We start from the raw sequence: 13,982 nt of genomic DNA on the forward strand, positions 1-13,982 counted from the left end.
GACCCTGCCGCCCGCCCTGCCCAAAGGATAAATTCCTGCTATCTTTAAACAGGAAGCCGATGCCTGCCGACCGCATCGAGAGCCGGAACCTTCAACCCCTATCTCCCGGAATTCCCAGGGAAGGTGCCCGGCCGGAGTTCAGCGATTCGTGTTTAATCTTTGGGAGGGTCGGCACTGACGAGGATCAAGCGAAATGAAAGAGGACTTGCGCGATACGGGCAGCGACGCCAGGCGCGCCATGGACCTGGCCGAGACGGCGCGGGAGGCCCAAGGACAAAAGCCGAGCTTTCTCGGTGAGCTATTCATGGGGCGGCTGCACAACGAGTTGCTGTTTCCCTGGCCCGAGCAGGAGCCGGCGGATAAGGCCGCCGGCGACGCGCTGCTTCAGAAGCTGCGCGCCTTTTTGCGGGAGCGGGTCGATGCCGACCGCATCGACCGGGAAAAGAACGTCCCCGCCGAGGTGATCGAGGGGCTCAGCCAGCTCGGCCTGTTCGGCATCAAGATCCCCGGGCGCTACGGCGGGCTGGGGTTGAGCCAGCGCAATTACCACCGCATTCTGCACCTGGTGGCCAGCCACTGCGGGTCCACGGCCCTGCTGCTGTCGGTCCACCAGAGCATCGGCGTGGCGCAGCCGCTGCTGATGTTCGGCAGCGAGCAGCAGAAGGGGCGCTACCTGCCCCGGCTCGCCGCCGGCGCACTCAGCGCCTTCGCCCTGACCGAGCCGGGGGTCGGCTCCGACCCCTCGCAGATGACCACCACCGCCACCCTCAGCGAGGACGGCTCGGCCTGGCTGCTCAACGGCCGCAAGCTCTGGACCACCAACGGCCCCATCGCCGAACTGCTGATCGTCACCGCGCGCAGCAACGACCCGGCCGCCGCGCGCCCCGAGATCAGCGCCTTCATCGTCGCGGGCAACTCGCCAGGCCTCAAGGTCGAGCACCGCTGCGATTTCATGGGGCTCAAGGGGATCCAGAACGGGCTGATTGCCTTCAACGACGTTCGGGTGCCCAGGGAGGATCTCCTGGGCGGCATCGGTGAAGGGCTGCGCCTGGCGTTGCGCACCCTGAACGTCGGCCGGCTGTCGATTCCCGCCTTTTGCAGCGCGGTGATGAAGCACGGTCTGGCCATCTGCCGCAACTGGGGCAACCAGCGGCGCCAGTGGGGGGCCCCTATCGGCCAGCACGAGGCCGTGGCAGCCAAGATCGCCCGCATCGCCGCCGACACCTATGCCGTCGACAGCCTGGCCTGGCTGGCGGCCTCCTACCAGGACGGCGGGGGGATGGACCTGCGCCTGGAGGCGGCGGCCGACAAGCTCTTCTGCAGCGAGGCGATGTGGCGGGCTCTGGATGCCACCCTGCAGGTGCGCGGCGGACGCGGCTACGAAACCGCCGACAGCCTGCGCGCCCGAGGCGAACAGCCGATGCCGGTGGAGCGGATGCTGCGCGACGCCCGCCTCTATCTGATCGGCGAGGGGACCAGCGAGATTTTGCGCCTGTTCATCGCCCGCGAAGCCCTCGACCCCCACCTCGAGGCGACCGGGATCACCCCCCTGAGCAACCGGCTCGATCTGCAAAAAGCGCTGCGTTTCTACCCGCGCTGGTACGCCGGGCTGCTCTGGCCCGGCCACGCCTATCCCGAAGGGCTCGCCATCCCCGCTTTGCTCAAGGGGCACCTGCGCTACCTGCACCACGCGGCCCGGCGGCTGGGTCGCGACCTGTTTCACATGATGCTGCGCCACGGCAGCGGGCTGCAGAAACGGCAGCTGGTGCTGGGACGCATCGTCGATACCGGCGTGGAGCTGTTTGCCATGGGGGCCGCCCTGTCGCGGGCGCTCAGCCCCCAGGCCCCGCCGGGGGCCGCGGAACTGGCCGACAACTTCTGCCGCCAGGCGCGGCGGCGCATCGCCGGCTATCGCCGGGCGCTCTATCTCAACCAGGACCGCCGCAATTACGCCCTGGCCCGCTCGGTGCTGGCCGGAGATTTGGCCTGGCTCGAGGAGAACATCCTTTGCACCTGGCAGGATGAGCCTGCCGCAGGCGGGGGCGCGGAGCGGCGCTGAGGCCGCCCGGAGCTCCCAGCGCGCCATGGAGGAAGACCGATGAACCTGAAACTCGAGGATAAACTGGCGATCGTCACCGGCTCCACCGACGGGATCGGCAAGGCCATCGCCGCCCGCCTGGCGGCCGAAGGGGCCCAGGTGGTGATCAACGGACGCAACCGGGAGAAGGCCGAACGGGTCGCCGCCGACCTGGGGCACCCGGGCAGGGTGCATGCGGTGGCCGCCGACCTCTCCGGCGCCGAAGGGGTACGGGGGCTGTTCGCGGCGGCCCGCAAGATCGCCCCCATCGACATCCTGGTCAACAATTTCGGGATTTTCGAGCCCAAACCCTTCGAACTGATCAGCGACGAGGACTGGCTGCGATTTTTCAACCTCAACGTGCTTTCCGCGGTCCGCTGCTCGCGCGAGGCCATGGGCGGGATGCGCGAGCGGGGCTGGGGGCGCATCCTGTTCATCTCCAGCGAGTCGGGGATCAACATCCCGGTGGAGATGGTCCATTACGGCATGACCAAGACCGCCCTGCTCGCGGTCAGCCGCGGCCTGGCGAAGACCCTGGCCGGGACCGGGGTGACGGTGAACGCCCTGTTGCCCGGGCCGACCTGGACCGAAGGGGTGGCCGAATTCGTCGGGCGCCTGGCCCAGGAGCGGGGCATTGCCGTGGAGCAGATGAAAGAGGATTTTTTCCGCAGTGCCCGGCCCGGTTCGTTGATCAGGCGCTTTGCCGCCCCCGAGGAAGTGGCCAACCATGCGGCCTACCTCTGCTCGCCGCTGGCTGACGCGACCACCGGCGCCGCTCACCGGGTCGACGGGGGGCTGGTCGACAGCTGCTGCTGAGCGCAAGGAGGGTGAGTTCCCATCTGGGGTCCTCCCCCCAAGGTTTCAAACTGTTTACCTTGGGGCAAGGAGTCTGCTATTGTGCGGAACATGCCGATGGCTGGGCCCGGCAAAAAAGGCCATGATCCCCCGATTCAAGGAGAAACGCCCGTGGAAGCAGCAACCAGCAAGTGCAGTTCCGCCGAGACCTGCCCGCCCGTCGACCTGAGCGGGGACGCCGGGTGGGTCGCCTTCGATGCCCCTTCCCTGGTGGGTGCGTCGCTGCGGTTCGTCTCCGGCGAACCCGACGGGAACCGTTATCGGGTCCGCTATTACCGCGACCCTGACCAGCAGTTGCGGGCGCGCATCTGGTTCGGCCCCGAGACCGAGGGGCCGCCCGGCCATGCCCACGGCGGCGCCATGGCCGCGGTCCTCGACGAGGTGCTCGGCCTGGCCGCCTGGGCGGCGGGCTACCCGATCGTGGTGGGCAACCTCAACGTGAGCTTCCGCAACCTGCTGCCGCTGGAGCAGGTGGTGACCATCGAGAGCGAAGTAATCTCGACCGAGGGCCGCAAGGTGATGGTGCACGGGCGGATCTGTTCCGGCGAGACGGTATTCGCCGAAGCCGAGTGCCTGTGCATCACCATCCGCGGGAAGTGACCCGCAGCCGCCCCGCCCCGCCCCCGGGTCGAAGGCGCCCCCTGAGTTGGAGCGAAGAGTGCCCATCCGCGTTGGCGGGTGGGCACTTTTCGTTTGCCCGCCGCGCCCCAGATCCGGCCCCGGTTCGCCCCGTCCGCGGGGAGCGTTATAATGAGGTATCGATGCCATCCGGGCCGGGCGCCGGCGAGGGCTATTTATGAAAAACATACGTCCCCAGCTTCCCACCTTCAGCGAAGACATCCGGCTGCTGGTCGCCACCCTGCCCGAGCCGCTGCAGGCCGCCCTGCTGCGGCTCGATCTCGACAATCTGCTCGAGGTGGTGATGGATCTCGGCCGGCCCCCCGAGGCGCGTTTCGCCGGGGAGGTGGTGCGGCTCGCCGAGCAGCCGGTCGACCACGAGGACCTGGCCCACGTGACCGACCTGGTGGGGGAATTCGGCAGCGACAACCGCGCCGGTATCGAGCGCACCCTGCACCGCATCTCGGCGATCCGCAACCGCAAGGGGCAGATCATCGGCCTGACCCTGCGCGTGGGGCGGGCGGTGCTCGGCGGCATCGAACTGCTGCGCGACCTGATCGAAACCGGGCAGAGCCTGCTGATCCTGGGGCGGCCGGGGGTGGGCAAGACCACCAAGCTGCGGGAGATGGCCCGGGTGCTCGCCGACGATCTGCACCGTCGCGTGGTCATCGTCGACACCTCCAACGAAATCGCCGGCGACGGCGACATCCCCCACCCCGGCATCGGCGGCGCCCGGCGCATGCAGGTCCCCCAGGTAGAGCGCCAGCACGCGGTGATGATCGAGGCGGTGGAGAATCACATGCCCGAGGTAATCATCGTCGACGAGATCGGCACCGAGGCCGAGGCGGGCGCGGCCCGCACCATCGCCGAGCGCGGCGTGCAGTTGATCGGCACCGCCCACGGCAACACCCTGGAGAACCTGATCAAGAACCCCACCCTCTGCGACCTGGTGGGGGGCGTGCAGGTGGTGACCCTCGGCGACGAGGAGGCCCGCCGGCGGCGCAGCACCAAGACGGTGAGCGAGCGCCGCGCTCCGCCGACCTTCGACATCGTGGTGGAGATGATCGATCGCGACGAGGTGCTGGTGCACCCCGACACCGCGGCGGCGGTGGACCAGCTGCTGCGCGGCGTCGCGCCGCGCGGCGAACGCCGGGAGCAGGCCGCCAACGGCCAGATCCACGTGGAGGTGCGCGAAGCCGCCCCCGAGATGCTGCCCGACACCGAAGAAGAACGGTCCGGCTACCGGGGTCCGGCACGCATCTACCCCTACGCCCTCTCCCGCGAACTGCTCGAAAGGGTGATCCGCAGCCTCGACCTCAACGCCCGCACCGTGGGCGGACCGGAGCAGGCCGACTTGATCCTGGCGCTGCGCTCGCGCAGCGACGACCTGCGCCTGCGGCGGGTGGTGGAGAAGACCGGCGCCGCGCTGCACTTCATCAAGCGCAACACGGCCAACGAGATGCGCCGCCTGCTGGAGCGTGCCTTTCACGTTTTGGAAGGGATCGAGGGGGACGAGCTGCACGAAATGGTGGCCGAAACCGAGGCCGGCATCCGGCGCGCCCTCGCCGAGGGGGTGGAGGTCAAACTGGCGCCGCGCCGGCCGGCCCTGCGCAAGATGCAGCACCGGCTCATCGCCGGCCGCGGCCTGCTCGCCGAGAGCAGCGGCAAGGAGCCCAAACGCCACCTGGTCATCCGTCCGGGCGGCGGGGAGTAAACCCCGGCCCTTTGCCCGAGAGTTTGGGTGGTGCCGAACAAAGCATCATGCATGCCCCTGCTTTTCCGTTTATCGGGAAAATCCAAACGCAACGCTGCAACATTCATGGCTTTTTCACCGTGCCTGGGAAGAGCATCGTTCAGGAGGGGTGTCAGTTCATAGCCTAATCCCTGGAAGGTTAGGGATACGGTTTTTTCTGTATAATGTCCTTAAATGTTGCAAAGAATCCGAGAACTCCTGCCGCCGGCGACGGGTTCCTGTTTATCGGCCCCTCTGGCAGAGCCCGATCCGGGGCGGGAGAGAGAACAATCCATGGACGTCACCAAGAAGATTCTCCGCAATGCACTGGGCATGGCCCGCGCCCTGAAAGCTCGGGCGATCCTGGTATATGCCGACGTGTTTGCCGGCGTGGCCGAGTTGGCGGCCTTTTTGGAAGAGAGTGCCGGTCAGATGGTGGTGGTTGTCACTCGGGAGCGCGAGACCTACCAGCGGCTCAAGGAAACCTCGGCCCAGGTCATCCTGGTTCCGGCGGTGCGCCTGACCCGACTGGGGCAGATCAAAATCGCGGTGCTGCTGGGGTTATCCCGCTCCATCTTCGAGCAGGGTGATCGCCTGATCTGCCTGACCGGGATATCTGCGGACCAGGCCGTGGACACCATGGTCTTTCTCGAAGTCGGCGAGGAATACGAAATATTTTCCATGGGCGAACACGATGGCGAGGGGGCCCAGGTCAATCCCCTGGTCTTCGAACGGGTCCTGGATATCGCTGTGGCCCTCGGCTCCCAGGGGCGCGAGGGAAAGCCGGTGGGGACGATCTTCGTTCTTGGCGACACGGAAAATGTCCTGACCCACAGCACCCCTCTGGTCCTCAACCCCTTTCATGGTCACTCCGAAGAAAAGCGCAACGTCCTCGATCCGGCGCTGACCGAGACGGTCAAGGAATTTTCCGCCATTGACGGCGCCTTCGTTATCCGCGGCGACGGGTTGATCGAGGCGGCGGGAGTTTACCTGAAGCCGTCCGAGTTTGGGGAACAACTGCCATGGGGGCTGGGCACCCGGCACAAATCGGCCGCTGGCATCACCGCCACCACCTCGGCGGTCGCGGTCGCCGTCAGTGCATCCACTGGGACGGTAACGGTCTTTCGCAACGGGAAGATCCTGATCGAGGTGGAACGTCTCAAGCCCATCGGCTCGATCAGTACCGGCAAGGGAGAAGCTTAGCCATGGAAATCGTACTGGTTCTGACCATCCTGGCGGTCGCTGTCATACTGTTCGCCACCGAATGGATCCGCATGGACCTGGTCAGCCTGCTGGTGCTGCTGGCGGTCGGCTTGACCGGCCTGGTCTCGGTGGAAGAGGCCTTTTCCGGCTTCAGCAACCCGGCGGTGATCACCGTGGCGGCCATGTTCGTGATCAGCGCCGGCATCGCCAGCACCGGCGCCACCGGCAAACTGGGCGAAAAGCTTCTGCAGGTGGCGGGGGCCAGCGAAACCCGCCTGATCATCGTCATCATGCTCACCGTCGCCTGCTTTTCGGCCTTCATCAACAATATCGGCTCCACCGCCGTGCTCATGCCCCTGGTGATCTCCATGGGCCGCAAGGCGCACATTCCCCCCTCCAAGCTGCTCATTCCCCTGGCCTTCGGCTCGTTGATGGGCGGGGTCTGCACTCTCATCGGCACCCCGCCGAACATCCTGATGAACGCCCTGATGGAGCAGTACAGCGGGGAGAGCTTCTCCATGTTCGACTTCACTCCGGTCGGGGTGGCGATCCTGATCGCCGGCACCCTTTATATGGCCTTCATCGGCCGGCACCTGCTGCCGACCCGCAAGGCGGGGACCCTGACCGAAGCCTACCAGGTCAAGGAGTACATCACCGAGGTGGAGATCCTGGAGGGCTCCCCTTTGGATGGCAAGGCGATCTCCGCCAGCGGGTTGGAGAGCGACTTCAATCTGAAAGTGCGGGCGATTTTACGGGAAAAGGAAAAGATCCCCGCGCCCCGCCGTAACCGCAAGCTGCGGGTCGGTGACATCCTGTTCCTGGAGGGCAACCCCGAAGGCATTCTGAGAGTCCGCAAGAAGAAGGGGCTGCAGGTGGTCCCCGAGCGGGACAACCCGACCGACATCGAGTCGCAGGAGGAGATTGTGGTGGTGGAGGCGAGCCTCACCCAGCAGAGCGAACTGGTGGGCAAGACCCTACGCCAGGTGCGCTTCGCCGACAGCCACGGGCTGACCGTGCTGGCCCTCTGGCGCGCGGGGGCGCCGGTGGTCAAAAAGGTCGACCATGTGATGCTGCGCGTCGGGGACGTGCTGCTGCTGCAGGGCCGCGAGGAAAAAGTCCTGTACCTGGGCAGGCAACGGGGATTTCTGCTGTTGGGCGGGGTGCCCAGCGTCTCCTACTATCCCCGCAGGGCCCCCATCGCCCTGCTCACCCTGGTCGGGGTGATCGTCCTGGCCGCTTTGGGGATTTTGCCCATCATGCTCTCCGCCACCCTGGGGGCGGCGGTCATGGTGCTCACCCGCTGCCTGACCCTTACCGAGGCCTACGAGAGCATCGACTGGTCGATCATCATGCTGATCGCCGGCACCCTGCCCCTCGGCCTGGCCATGGAGAACAGCGGCGCGGCCCGCTTTCTGGCCGACCAGATCATCACCGGCGTCGGCCCTTACGGCCCCTGGATGGTGCTCGGGGCGGTGTTCCTGATCACCTTCGCCCTGACCGAGGTCATGAGCCACGCCGCCGCCGCGGTGCTGGTTGCACCCATCGCCTTCAACACCGCCGTGGATCTGGCCGCAAGTCCAAAACCTTTCTTCATGGCAGTGGCCATTGCCGCCTCCTCCTGTTTCATGACCCCCATCAGTCACCAGTCCAACGCTCTGGTCATGGGCCCGGGCGGCTACCGGTTCTTCGACTACACCAAGGTCGGCACGGCACTCAATTTCGGCATCTGGATTCTGGCCACCGCCCTGATCCCCCTGGTCTTCCCCTTCTGAGGGCGCCCGTTATGGACACCGAAATCGAAGCCGCAGACCGACGCCGGTTCCCCTCTGTAAGAGCATGGACAGGATGCTACAATTAATCAAGGCTTATAAAGTAACTATGTTTGGCCCGCCATAAGGAGAACGCTCATGCCCTGGGAACCGGAATTCTGGACGGAAACGCTGCGTCGGATTCTTAGCGAGATCATGGCCTGGCTTCCAACCCTTGGGGCCGTGCTTCTCTTGCTTATTGTCGGCTGGGGGGTGGCCCGCCTGGTGCAGGCCATCCTCGCTGGGCTCCTGCGCCGACTGCGACTCGACCGACTGGCGGAACGGGCGGGCGCCACCCGGTTTCTCAGGGACATGGGGATGGAGCCCTCCGCATCGAAGCTGATCGCCCGACTGGTGTTCTGGCTGGTGCTGCTGGTTTTCATCCTGGCGGCGGCCGAAAGCCTGGGAATGCGGGGAGTGACCGATACCCTGGAGGAGCTGGTCGCCTATCTGCCCAGGGTGCTGGCCGCGGGACTGATTCTGCTGCTGGGTGGGCTGGTGGCCCGTGTAGTGGGGAAAGCGCTGGGGGCCTCGGCGGGGCAGGCCGGGATCAAGGGGGGGCTGGCCCTGGGGCAGGCAGTCCGGTACGTCATCCTGATCTTCGTCGTGGTGCTGGCCCTGGGGCAGCTGGGGGTGGAGACCATTCTGCTGGTCACCACCGCGACCGTCCTGATCGCCTCTGCGGCCCTGGCTCTGGCGGTGGCGTTTGGCTGGGGCAGCCGCGACCTGGCCCGTAACATCATGGCCGGGCTGCACGCCCGGGAGGAGTTCGCCCCCGGCCAGATGCTGAGCGTTCAGAACTACACCGGCCGACTGGAGAGCATCGGCCCCATCAAGGCGGCGCTCGAAACCGAAGCCGGCCGGGTGTCGCTGCCCAATTCCGTGCTCATCGAGGAGGTCGTCATCATCCTCGCTGAGGATAAGAAAACGTCATGACCGAGAATCATGTCGCTGCCGCCGATTATGTTGGGGGGCGCCTGTCCCCCGAGGAACTCCGGAGGGCCGACGCCCATTTGACCGAGTGCGCCCGATGCCGAAGGGCGGTGGCTGCCTTGCGCGGAAGACGGGCCGACGGCATGGGTTCCAGTTTGCGCCGCTTTGCCGGTCGCCTGCTGGTGGGCGAGCTGACCTTTCTGGAGCCGCTGTTGCGCCGCCTGCCGTTTCGGGCCGGGCCAAAGGAAGAGGGCGAAAACGCGGAGCTCGAGCCGATCCGGGTACTGAAACCCCGGGCCAAAACCGGGCTGCGGGGGGGCGCCGCCCTGCTCGGACGTTTCGGCCTGGTACTGGCGATCACCCTAGGCGTCCTGCTGCTCCCCACCCCGCCGGGCCTTTCGGCCGAGGGGCACCGCGCGCTGGCGGCCTTCGCCTTTACCGCAGCCATCCTCGCCCTGGAACCGGTTTCCCTGCCCATCGCCGCGCTGATGGTCCCCCTGGCCCAGGTGGCCCTGGGGGTGGCCACCACCCCCCAAGCCCTCGAAACCTTTTCGAGGCCGGTGGTTTTTCTCATCCTCGGCAGTCTGTTTATGGCCGAGGCGCTGCGCAAGCACGGCCTGACCCGCCGGCTCGCCCTGACGGTCATCGTCGCCTCGGGCGGGGGGGTGAAAATGGTGCTGCTGGGGCTGATGGGGCTGGCTGCGGTGTTTTCCATGTGGGTCGAGAACACCGCCACCGCCGCCATGCTCATCCCCGTGGCCATGACCATCTCCAGCCAAGTCGAAGACCCGGAGGAGGCCCGCGCCCTGCTGGTGCTGCTGGTGCTCGGGCTGGCCTACAGCGCCAGCCTCGGCGGCATGGCGACGATCATGGGCGCCGCCCCCAATGCGGTGGCCTCCAGCTTTCTGGCGCAGATCGGCCCCTGGACCTTTTTCGACTGGATGAAGTACGGCCTGCCGGCCTTCCTGCTGATCTTCCCGCTGACCTGGTGGGTCCTGGTCAAGCTGGCCCCGGTACCGGTCAAGCGGCTCGACGTGCAGCCGGCCCGCCAGCAGGTCAAGGAGATGGGGCCGATGAGCCGCACCGAGCGGGAGATCCTGCTGCTGCTGGCCGCCGCCGCCATCCTGTGGATCGGTGGGCCTACCTTCGAAGCGGCCCTGGGCCTGCCCTCGACCCTGCTCTCCTCGGCCATGGTCGCGGTCATTGCGGTCTCCTATCTGGCGGTGCGCGAGATCATCAACTGGGAGGATCTCAAGGGGGTGAGCTGGGGGATCTTCCTCATCATCGGCGCCGGCCTCTCCCTTGGCGAAACCCTGACCCGCAGCGGCGTCACCGACTGGTTCGCCGCCCTGCTCAGCCCGGTGATCTCCGAGGCTCCCCTGCTGGTGAGCCTGGTGCTGCTGGTGTTCGTCTCGGCGCTTTTGACCAACCTGCTCAACAACACCACCATCACCGCCGTGTTTGTACCCATCCTGATCAGCCTGGCGCGGGACAACCCGGCCTTTGATCCGGTGCAGCTGGTGCTGCCGGTCACCCTGGCCACCACCTTCGGCTATTCGCTCCCCTCGGCCTCGGGGCGCATGGCCCTGATCGCCGCCACCGGCATCCTCACCCGCACCGAGATGATGCGCTACGGTCTGATCATCACCCTGATCAGTTCGGTGGCCCTGGCCCTGTTTTTTTACGCCCTGGCACTTCTGGGCTGGATCTAGCGGGAGAACCCACGATGCGCGTTCTAATTATCGGCGCCGGCCGCACCGGCGCCAAGGTCATCCAGCAGCTGCAGAAAAACCCTGATATCGTGATCCTGACCGCCGACCCGCGCAAGGAACTCTTTGCGGTGGAGCAGGGGATTATCGAGAAGGTAGACATCCGCGAGGCCCTGACCCCCCTGACCCTGGCACATGTGCTGGAAAAGACCACGCCGGACCTGGTATTGCTGGCCATGCCGACCGAGGATATGGGTCTGGGCAGAGCCCCCGGAATGGACATCCTGGCCGGGGCGTTGCGCGAGGAGTTGGCCGCCCTGGCCAAGGTCCCGGTGATCGAGGTGGCCAGGGCGGTGCGGTGATGGCAGCCGTTTTCGACACGGGCCTGGATCCTTAGGCTGTTGCGGCCAGCGGGCCTGGTGAGGGTGGATGCCCGGCGGAATTAAGCTGGGGCAGTAGAAGCATTCTTGAATCATCGAGGCTGTCCAATTCCCAGAAAACCCGCGACCTGGCGGAAATAGGCGTCGAGATCTTCCTCGACCAGGTAGCGCTCGGGGCCCGGGGGGAGCGTCACCTCGCCGCGATTGACGACGATGATCGGCGCCTGCGTCCCGTAGGGAAGGTAGGACGCCGGGGTGACCTGGAGGGTGGAGCCAAGGACCAGCAGCAGATCGCAGCGGGCCACCAACTGTTCGGCCTGCGCGAAGCCATTGACCAGTTCGCCGAAGAACACGATGTCCGGTTTCAACGCCCCGTTGCAGGAGGCGCAGGCGGCTACCGGCGGCGACGGGCCGCTGAGCATGGCCTTTTCCCACCACTGGTAACTCAGGTCCCGATAGCGCCTGCCGCACCCCGTGCAGGTGGCGGAGCGGTAGGAGCCGTGCAGTTCGACGACCCGGCGGCTGCCGGCCAACTGGTGGAGCATGTCGATGTTCTGGGTGATGACACCCGAAAGGCGCCCCTGCTGCTCGAGCGCGGCCAGAAAGCGGTGGGTGAAGGTCGGCCGGATCTCCCTCACCGCCGCCACAAAATCCCGGGAGAACTCGTAAAAATACTCGGGCGTACGATGGAACCAGCGGATCTCGAAGACCATTTCGGGGTCGTAGCGGCGGGTCACGTAGAGCCCCCGGGGCCCGCGGAAATCGGGGATCCCCGCCGCGGTGGAGATCCCCGCCCCGGTCAGGGCGACCACGGTATTCGCGTTGCGGATCATCTCGGCACAGCGTTCCGCTTCCAGGCTCAAAATTTTTCCCATCTGTCCCCCTCTCGCCGATTCACCCGTTGCGGAGGTGCTCCACCCGGCAGGGACCACCTCAGCAACGGGTTCTGAACAGCGAAGAACCAGCCAAAAGTCAAAACCAATTCCCGGCGTGGCCTGCCGACCGATTCTGCCCCCACAGGGGGCGTCTTCAGGCAGCTATTGCCGGACGAGTTTGTGCCACGGAATATATAATCGTGCTATTTTCTCCTTGCAACTTCGCGGCGCCAGCCTTATGGTGTTACAAATGTAAAACACGTAACACGACCAGGAGCAAATCCCTATGAAAGCTGCCCTCCTGCTGCTGGCCCTGCTGCTCGCGGCCACCCCGGCGCCAGCCCACTTCGGGGCCGTCATCCCCGCCGACGATATCCTCACCCAGGACGACGAAAAAGTTTTGAACCTCCAGGTGAAATTCATCCACCCCCTGGAAGGGCACTACATGGAGATGGCCAGGCCCCGGCGCTTCGGCGTCCAGCACGGCGGGCAGCAGACCGATCTGCTTGCCAGTCTCCAGCCGGCCAGAGGGGGCGGCCCCGAGCAGGAAGAAACGTTCACCTTCTGGAACGCCGAGTTCCAGGTCCGCCGCCCCGGGGACTACACCTTCTTCGTCGAACCCACACCCTACTGGGAACCGGTGGAGGACAAGTTCATCCTCCACTATACCAAGGTCTGCGTCAACGCCCTCGGGCTCGAAGACGGCTGGGATCAGCCCCTTGGCCTGGAAACCGAGATCATTCCCCTCTCCCGCCCCTACGGCCTGTGGACCGGCAACCTGTTTTCCGGCCAGGTGCTTCTCAAGGGCCAGCCCGTCCCCTTCGCCGAAGTGGAGGTGGAATACCTCAACGCCTCGCCGGACAACCCCGCGACCATCCACCCGCCGGCCGATCCCTACGTGACCCAGGTGGTCAAGGCCGACGCCAACGGCGTTTTCCACTACGCCATGCCCAGGGCAGGCTGGTGGGGGTTCGCCGCCCTCTCCGAGGCCGATTGGACGCTCAAGCAAGAGGACCAGGAAAAACCCGTGGAGATCGGCGCCGTCATCTGGGTGCACACCATCGACATGCACTAGGGAGTTCGACCCGCCGTAGTTTCCCCGGCGCCCGCCACCACATCCTGCGAGGGAAAAGGGGGCGGCCGGCGCCCACCGGAGTGATAGAGACCCGCCATGAAGAACCTGCCGCGCATCTGTTGCCTTGCCCTGCTGTCGCTATTGTTGGTGGCCGGCACCGCCCTCGCCCACAAGGTCAACCTCTTCGCCTACGTCGAAGGAGGGACGGTCTATACCGAAAGTTATTTCCCCGACGGATCCAGGGTGGGCGGCGGGAAGGTCCAGGTCTACGACGGCCAGGACAGCATGCTGCTGGAAGGGACGACCGACCAGGAAGGCCTGTTCAGCTTTCCGGTGCCGAAAATCGACGATCTGACCATCGTGATCGAGGCGGGCATGGGCCACAAAAACAGTTTTCGGCTGAACAGGGCCGAGCTGGAGGGGGGCAGATGAGCGGGTTGCGCCGTGTATTGCTGTTGTCGGTTCTCGCCCTGGCCCTGCTGGGCCCGGCCCGGACGGCAGGGGCCGAGGAGGCTGGCGCCCGGGACGGGGCGGCCGCCGCGCAGCAGGACAACGAGAAACTCTCCGCTGAACTGCGGCGCATCCACCGGGAGATCGCCGCCCTGCGCGCGGACCTCGACAAACCGGGGATGGAGGACGTGTTTGCCGGCCTCGGCTATATCTTCGGCCTGTTCGGGGTGGCGGCCTTTGTCGCCTCCAGGCGAAAAGGGGAGTAGC

13 protein-coding genes are annotated in these 13,982 nt (G+C 66.1%); 12 read left to right on the forward strand and 1 reads right to left on the reverse strand.

The window, feature by feature from the left end:
• Positions 1-193 precede the first annotated feature (193 nt).
• The 9 genes from DESUT3_RS16730 to DESUT3_RS16770 all read left to right on the forward strand — a co-directional run bounded on the left by DESUT3_RS16730 (position 194) and on the right by DESUT3_RS16770 (position 11,297).
• The gene (locus DESUT3_RS16730; RefSeq protein ID WP_221249606.1) at positions 194-2,059 is read left to right on the forward strand and encodes an acyl-CoA dehydrogenase family protein; all 1,866 of its coding nucleotides are present in this window, start codon (positions 194-196) and stop codon (positions 2,057-2,059) included.
• A 39-nt stretch (positions 2,060-2,098) separates the two neighbouring features.
• Positions 2,099-2,893 (forward strand): SDR family NAD(P)-dependent oxidoreductase, encoded by a 795-nt coding sequence (locus tag DESUT3_RS16735; RefSeq protein ID WP_221249607.1) that lies wholly within the window; start codon positions 2,099-2,101, stop codon positions 2,891-2,893.
• 150 nt (positions 2,894-3,043) lie between these two features.
• On the forward strand, positions 3,044-3,532 hold the full coding sequence (locus DESUT3_RS16740; protein ID WP_225911545.1) for a PaaI family thioesterase: 489 nt from the start codon (positions 3,044-3,046) through the stop codon (positions 3,530-3,532).
• Between the two features lie 196 nt (positions 3,533-3,728).
• Complete coding sequence (locus DESUT3_RS16745; protein ID WP_221249608.1) at positions 3,729-5,264, forward strand: R3H domain-containing nucleic acid-binding protein; 1,536 nt, start codon at positions 3,729-3,731, stop codon at positions 5,262-5,264.
• A gap of 312 nt (positions 5,265-5,576) precedes the next feature.
• Positions 5,577-6,485, forward strand: a complete 909-nt coding sequence (locus DESUT3_RS16750) for a DNA integrity scanning protein DisA nucleotide-binding domain protein (RefSeq protein WP_221249609.1) — start codon at positions 5,577-5,579, stop codon at positions 6,483-6,485.
• 2 nt (positions 6,486-6,487) lie between these two features.
• A complete protein-coding gene (locus DESUT3_RS16755; protein WP_221249610.1) occupies positions 6,488-8,257 on the forward strand; it encodes an SLC13 family permease in 1,770 nt (589 codons plus the stop codon).
• A 135-nt stretch (positions 8,258-8,392) separates the two neighbouring features.
• A complete protein-coding gene (locus tag DESUT3_RS16760) occupies positions 8,393-9,229 on the forward strand; it encodes a mechanosensitive ion channel family protein (protein WP_221249611.1) in 837 nt (278 codons plus the stop codon).
• Positions 9,226-10,938 (forward strand): DASS family sodium-coupled anion symporter, encoded by a 1,713-nt coding sequence (locus DESUT3_RS16765; protein ID WP_221249612.1) that lies wholly within the window; start codon positions 9,226-9,228, stop codon positions 10,936-10,938. Before DESUT3_RS16760 ends, DESUT3_RS16765 begins: the two co-directional genes overlap by 4 nt.
• A gap of 14 nt (positions 10,939-10,952) precedes the next feature.
• Positions 10,953-11,297, forward strand: a complete 345-nt coding sequence (locus tag DESUT3_RS16770; RefSeq protein WP_221249613.1) for a nucleoside-diphosphate sugar epimerase/dehydratase — start codon at positions 10,953-10,955, stop codon at positions 11,295-11,297.
• A 110-nt stretch (positions 11,298-11,407) separates the two neighbouring features.
• Here the strand turns inward: DESUT3_RS16770 and DESUT3_RS16775 are convergent, their stop codons facing one another.
• Entirely contained in the window at positions 11,408-12,190 is a 783-nt protein-coding gene (locus DESUT3_RS16775; RefSeq protein ID WP_221249614.1) for an SIR2 family NAD-dependent protein deacylase, read from the reverse strand.
• 286 nt (positions 12,191-12,476) lie between these two features.
• Between DESUT3_RS16775 and DESUT3_RS16780 the strand changes: the two genes are divergently transcribed.
• The 3 genes from DESUT3_RS16780 to DESUT3_RS16790 all read left to right on the forward strand — a co-directional run bounded on the left by DESUT3_RS16780 (position 12,477) and on the right by DESUT3_RS16790 (position 13,981).
• The gene (locus tag DESUT3_RS16780) at positions 12,477-13,265 is read left to right on the forward strand and encodes a DUF4198 domain-containing protein (RefSeq protein WP_221249615.1); all 789 of its coding nucleotides are present in this window, start codon (positions 12,477-12,479) and stop codon (positions 13,263-13,265) included.
• 96 nt (positions 13,266-13,361) lie between these two features.
• On the forward strand, positions 13,362-13,697 hold the full coding sequence (locus tag DESUT3_RS16785) for a carboxypeptidase regulatory-like domain-containing protein (RefSeq protein ID WP_221249616.1): 336 nt from the start codon (positions 13,362-13,364) through the stop codon (positions 13,695-13,697).
• Positions 13,694-13,981, forward strand: a complete 288-nt coding sequence (locus DESUT3_RS16790; protein ID WP_221249617.1) for a hypothetical protein — start codon at positions 13,694-13,696, stop codon at positions 13,979-13,981. Before DESUT3_RS16785 ends, DESUT3_RS16790 begins: the two co-directional genes overlap by 4 nt.
• Position 13,982 lies beyond the last annotated feature (1 nt).

This window comes from Desulfuromonas versatilis (assembly GCF_019704135.1).
GTDB classification, from domain to species: domain Bacteria; phylum Desulfobacterota; class Desulfuromonadia; order Desulfuromonadales; family NIT-T3; genus Desulfuromonas_A; species Desulfuromonas_A versatilis.

What these genes read in the sequence shown, in the direction of transcription:
- DESUT3_RS16730 (WP_221249606.1), top strand. Translation starts at nt 194, where the DNA reads ATGAAAGAGGACTTGCGCGATACGGGCAGCGACGCCAGGCGCGCCATG.
- DESUT3_RS16735 (WP_221249607.1), top strand. Translation starts at nt 2,099, where the DNA reads ATGAACCTGAAACTCGAGGATAAACTGGCGATCGTCACCGGCTCCACC.
- DESUT3_RS16745 (WP_221249608.1), top strand. Translation starts at nt 3,729, where the DNA reads ATGAAAAACATACGTCCCCAGCTTCCCACCTTCAGCGAAGACATCCGG.
- DESUT3_RS16750 (WP_221249609.1), top strand. Translation starts at nt 5,577, where the DNA reads ATGGACGTCACCAAGAAGATTCTCCGCAATGCACTGGGCATGGCCCGC.
- DESUT3_RS16755 (WP_221249610.1), top strand. Translation starts at nt 6,488, where the DNA reads ATGGAAATCGTACTGGTTCTGACCATCCTGGCGGTCGCTGTCATACTG.
- DESUT3_RS16760 (WP_221249611.1), top strand. Translation starts at nt 8,393, where the DNA reads ATGCCCTGGGAACCGGAATTCTGGACGGAAACGCTGCGTCGGATTCTT.
- DESUT3_RS16765 (WP_221249612.1), top strand. Translation starts at nt 9,226, where the DNA reads ATGACCGAGAATCATGTCGCTGCCGCCGATTATGTTGGGGGGCGCCTG.
- DESUT3_RS16770 (WP_221249613.1), top strand. Translation starts at nt 10,953, where the DNA reads ATGCGCGTTCTAATTATCGGCGCCGGCCGCACCGGCGCCAAGGTCATC.
- DESUT3_RS16775 (WP_221249614.1), bottom strand. Translation starts at nt 12,190, where the DNA reads ATGGGAAAAATTTTGAGCCTGGAAGCGGAACGCTGTGCCGAGATGATC.
- DESUT3_RS16780 (WP_221249615.1), top strand. Translation starts at nt 12,477, where the DNA reads ATGAAAGCTGCCCTCCTGCTGCTGGCCCTGCTGCTCGCGGCCACCCCG.
- DESUT3_RS16785 (WP_221249616.1), top strand. Translation starts at nt 13,362, where the DNA reads ATGAAGAACCTGCCGCGCATCTGTTGCCTTGCCCTGCTGTCGCTATTG.
- DESUT3_RS16790 (WP_221249617.1), top strand. Translation starts at nt 13,694, where the DNA reads ATGAGCGGGTTGCGCCGTGTATTGCTGTTGTCGGTTCTCGCCCTGGCC.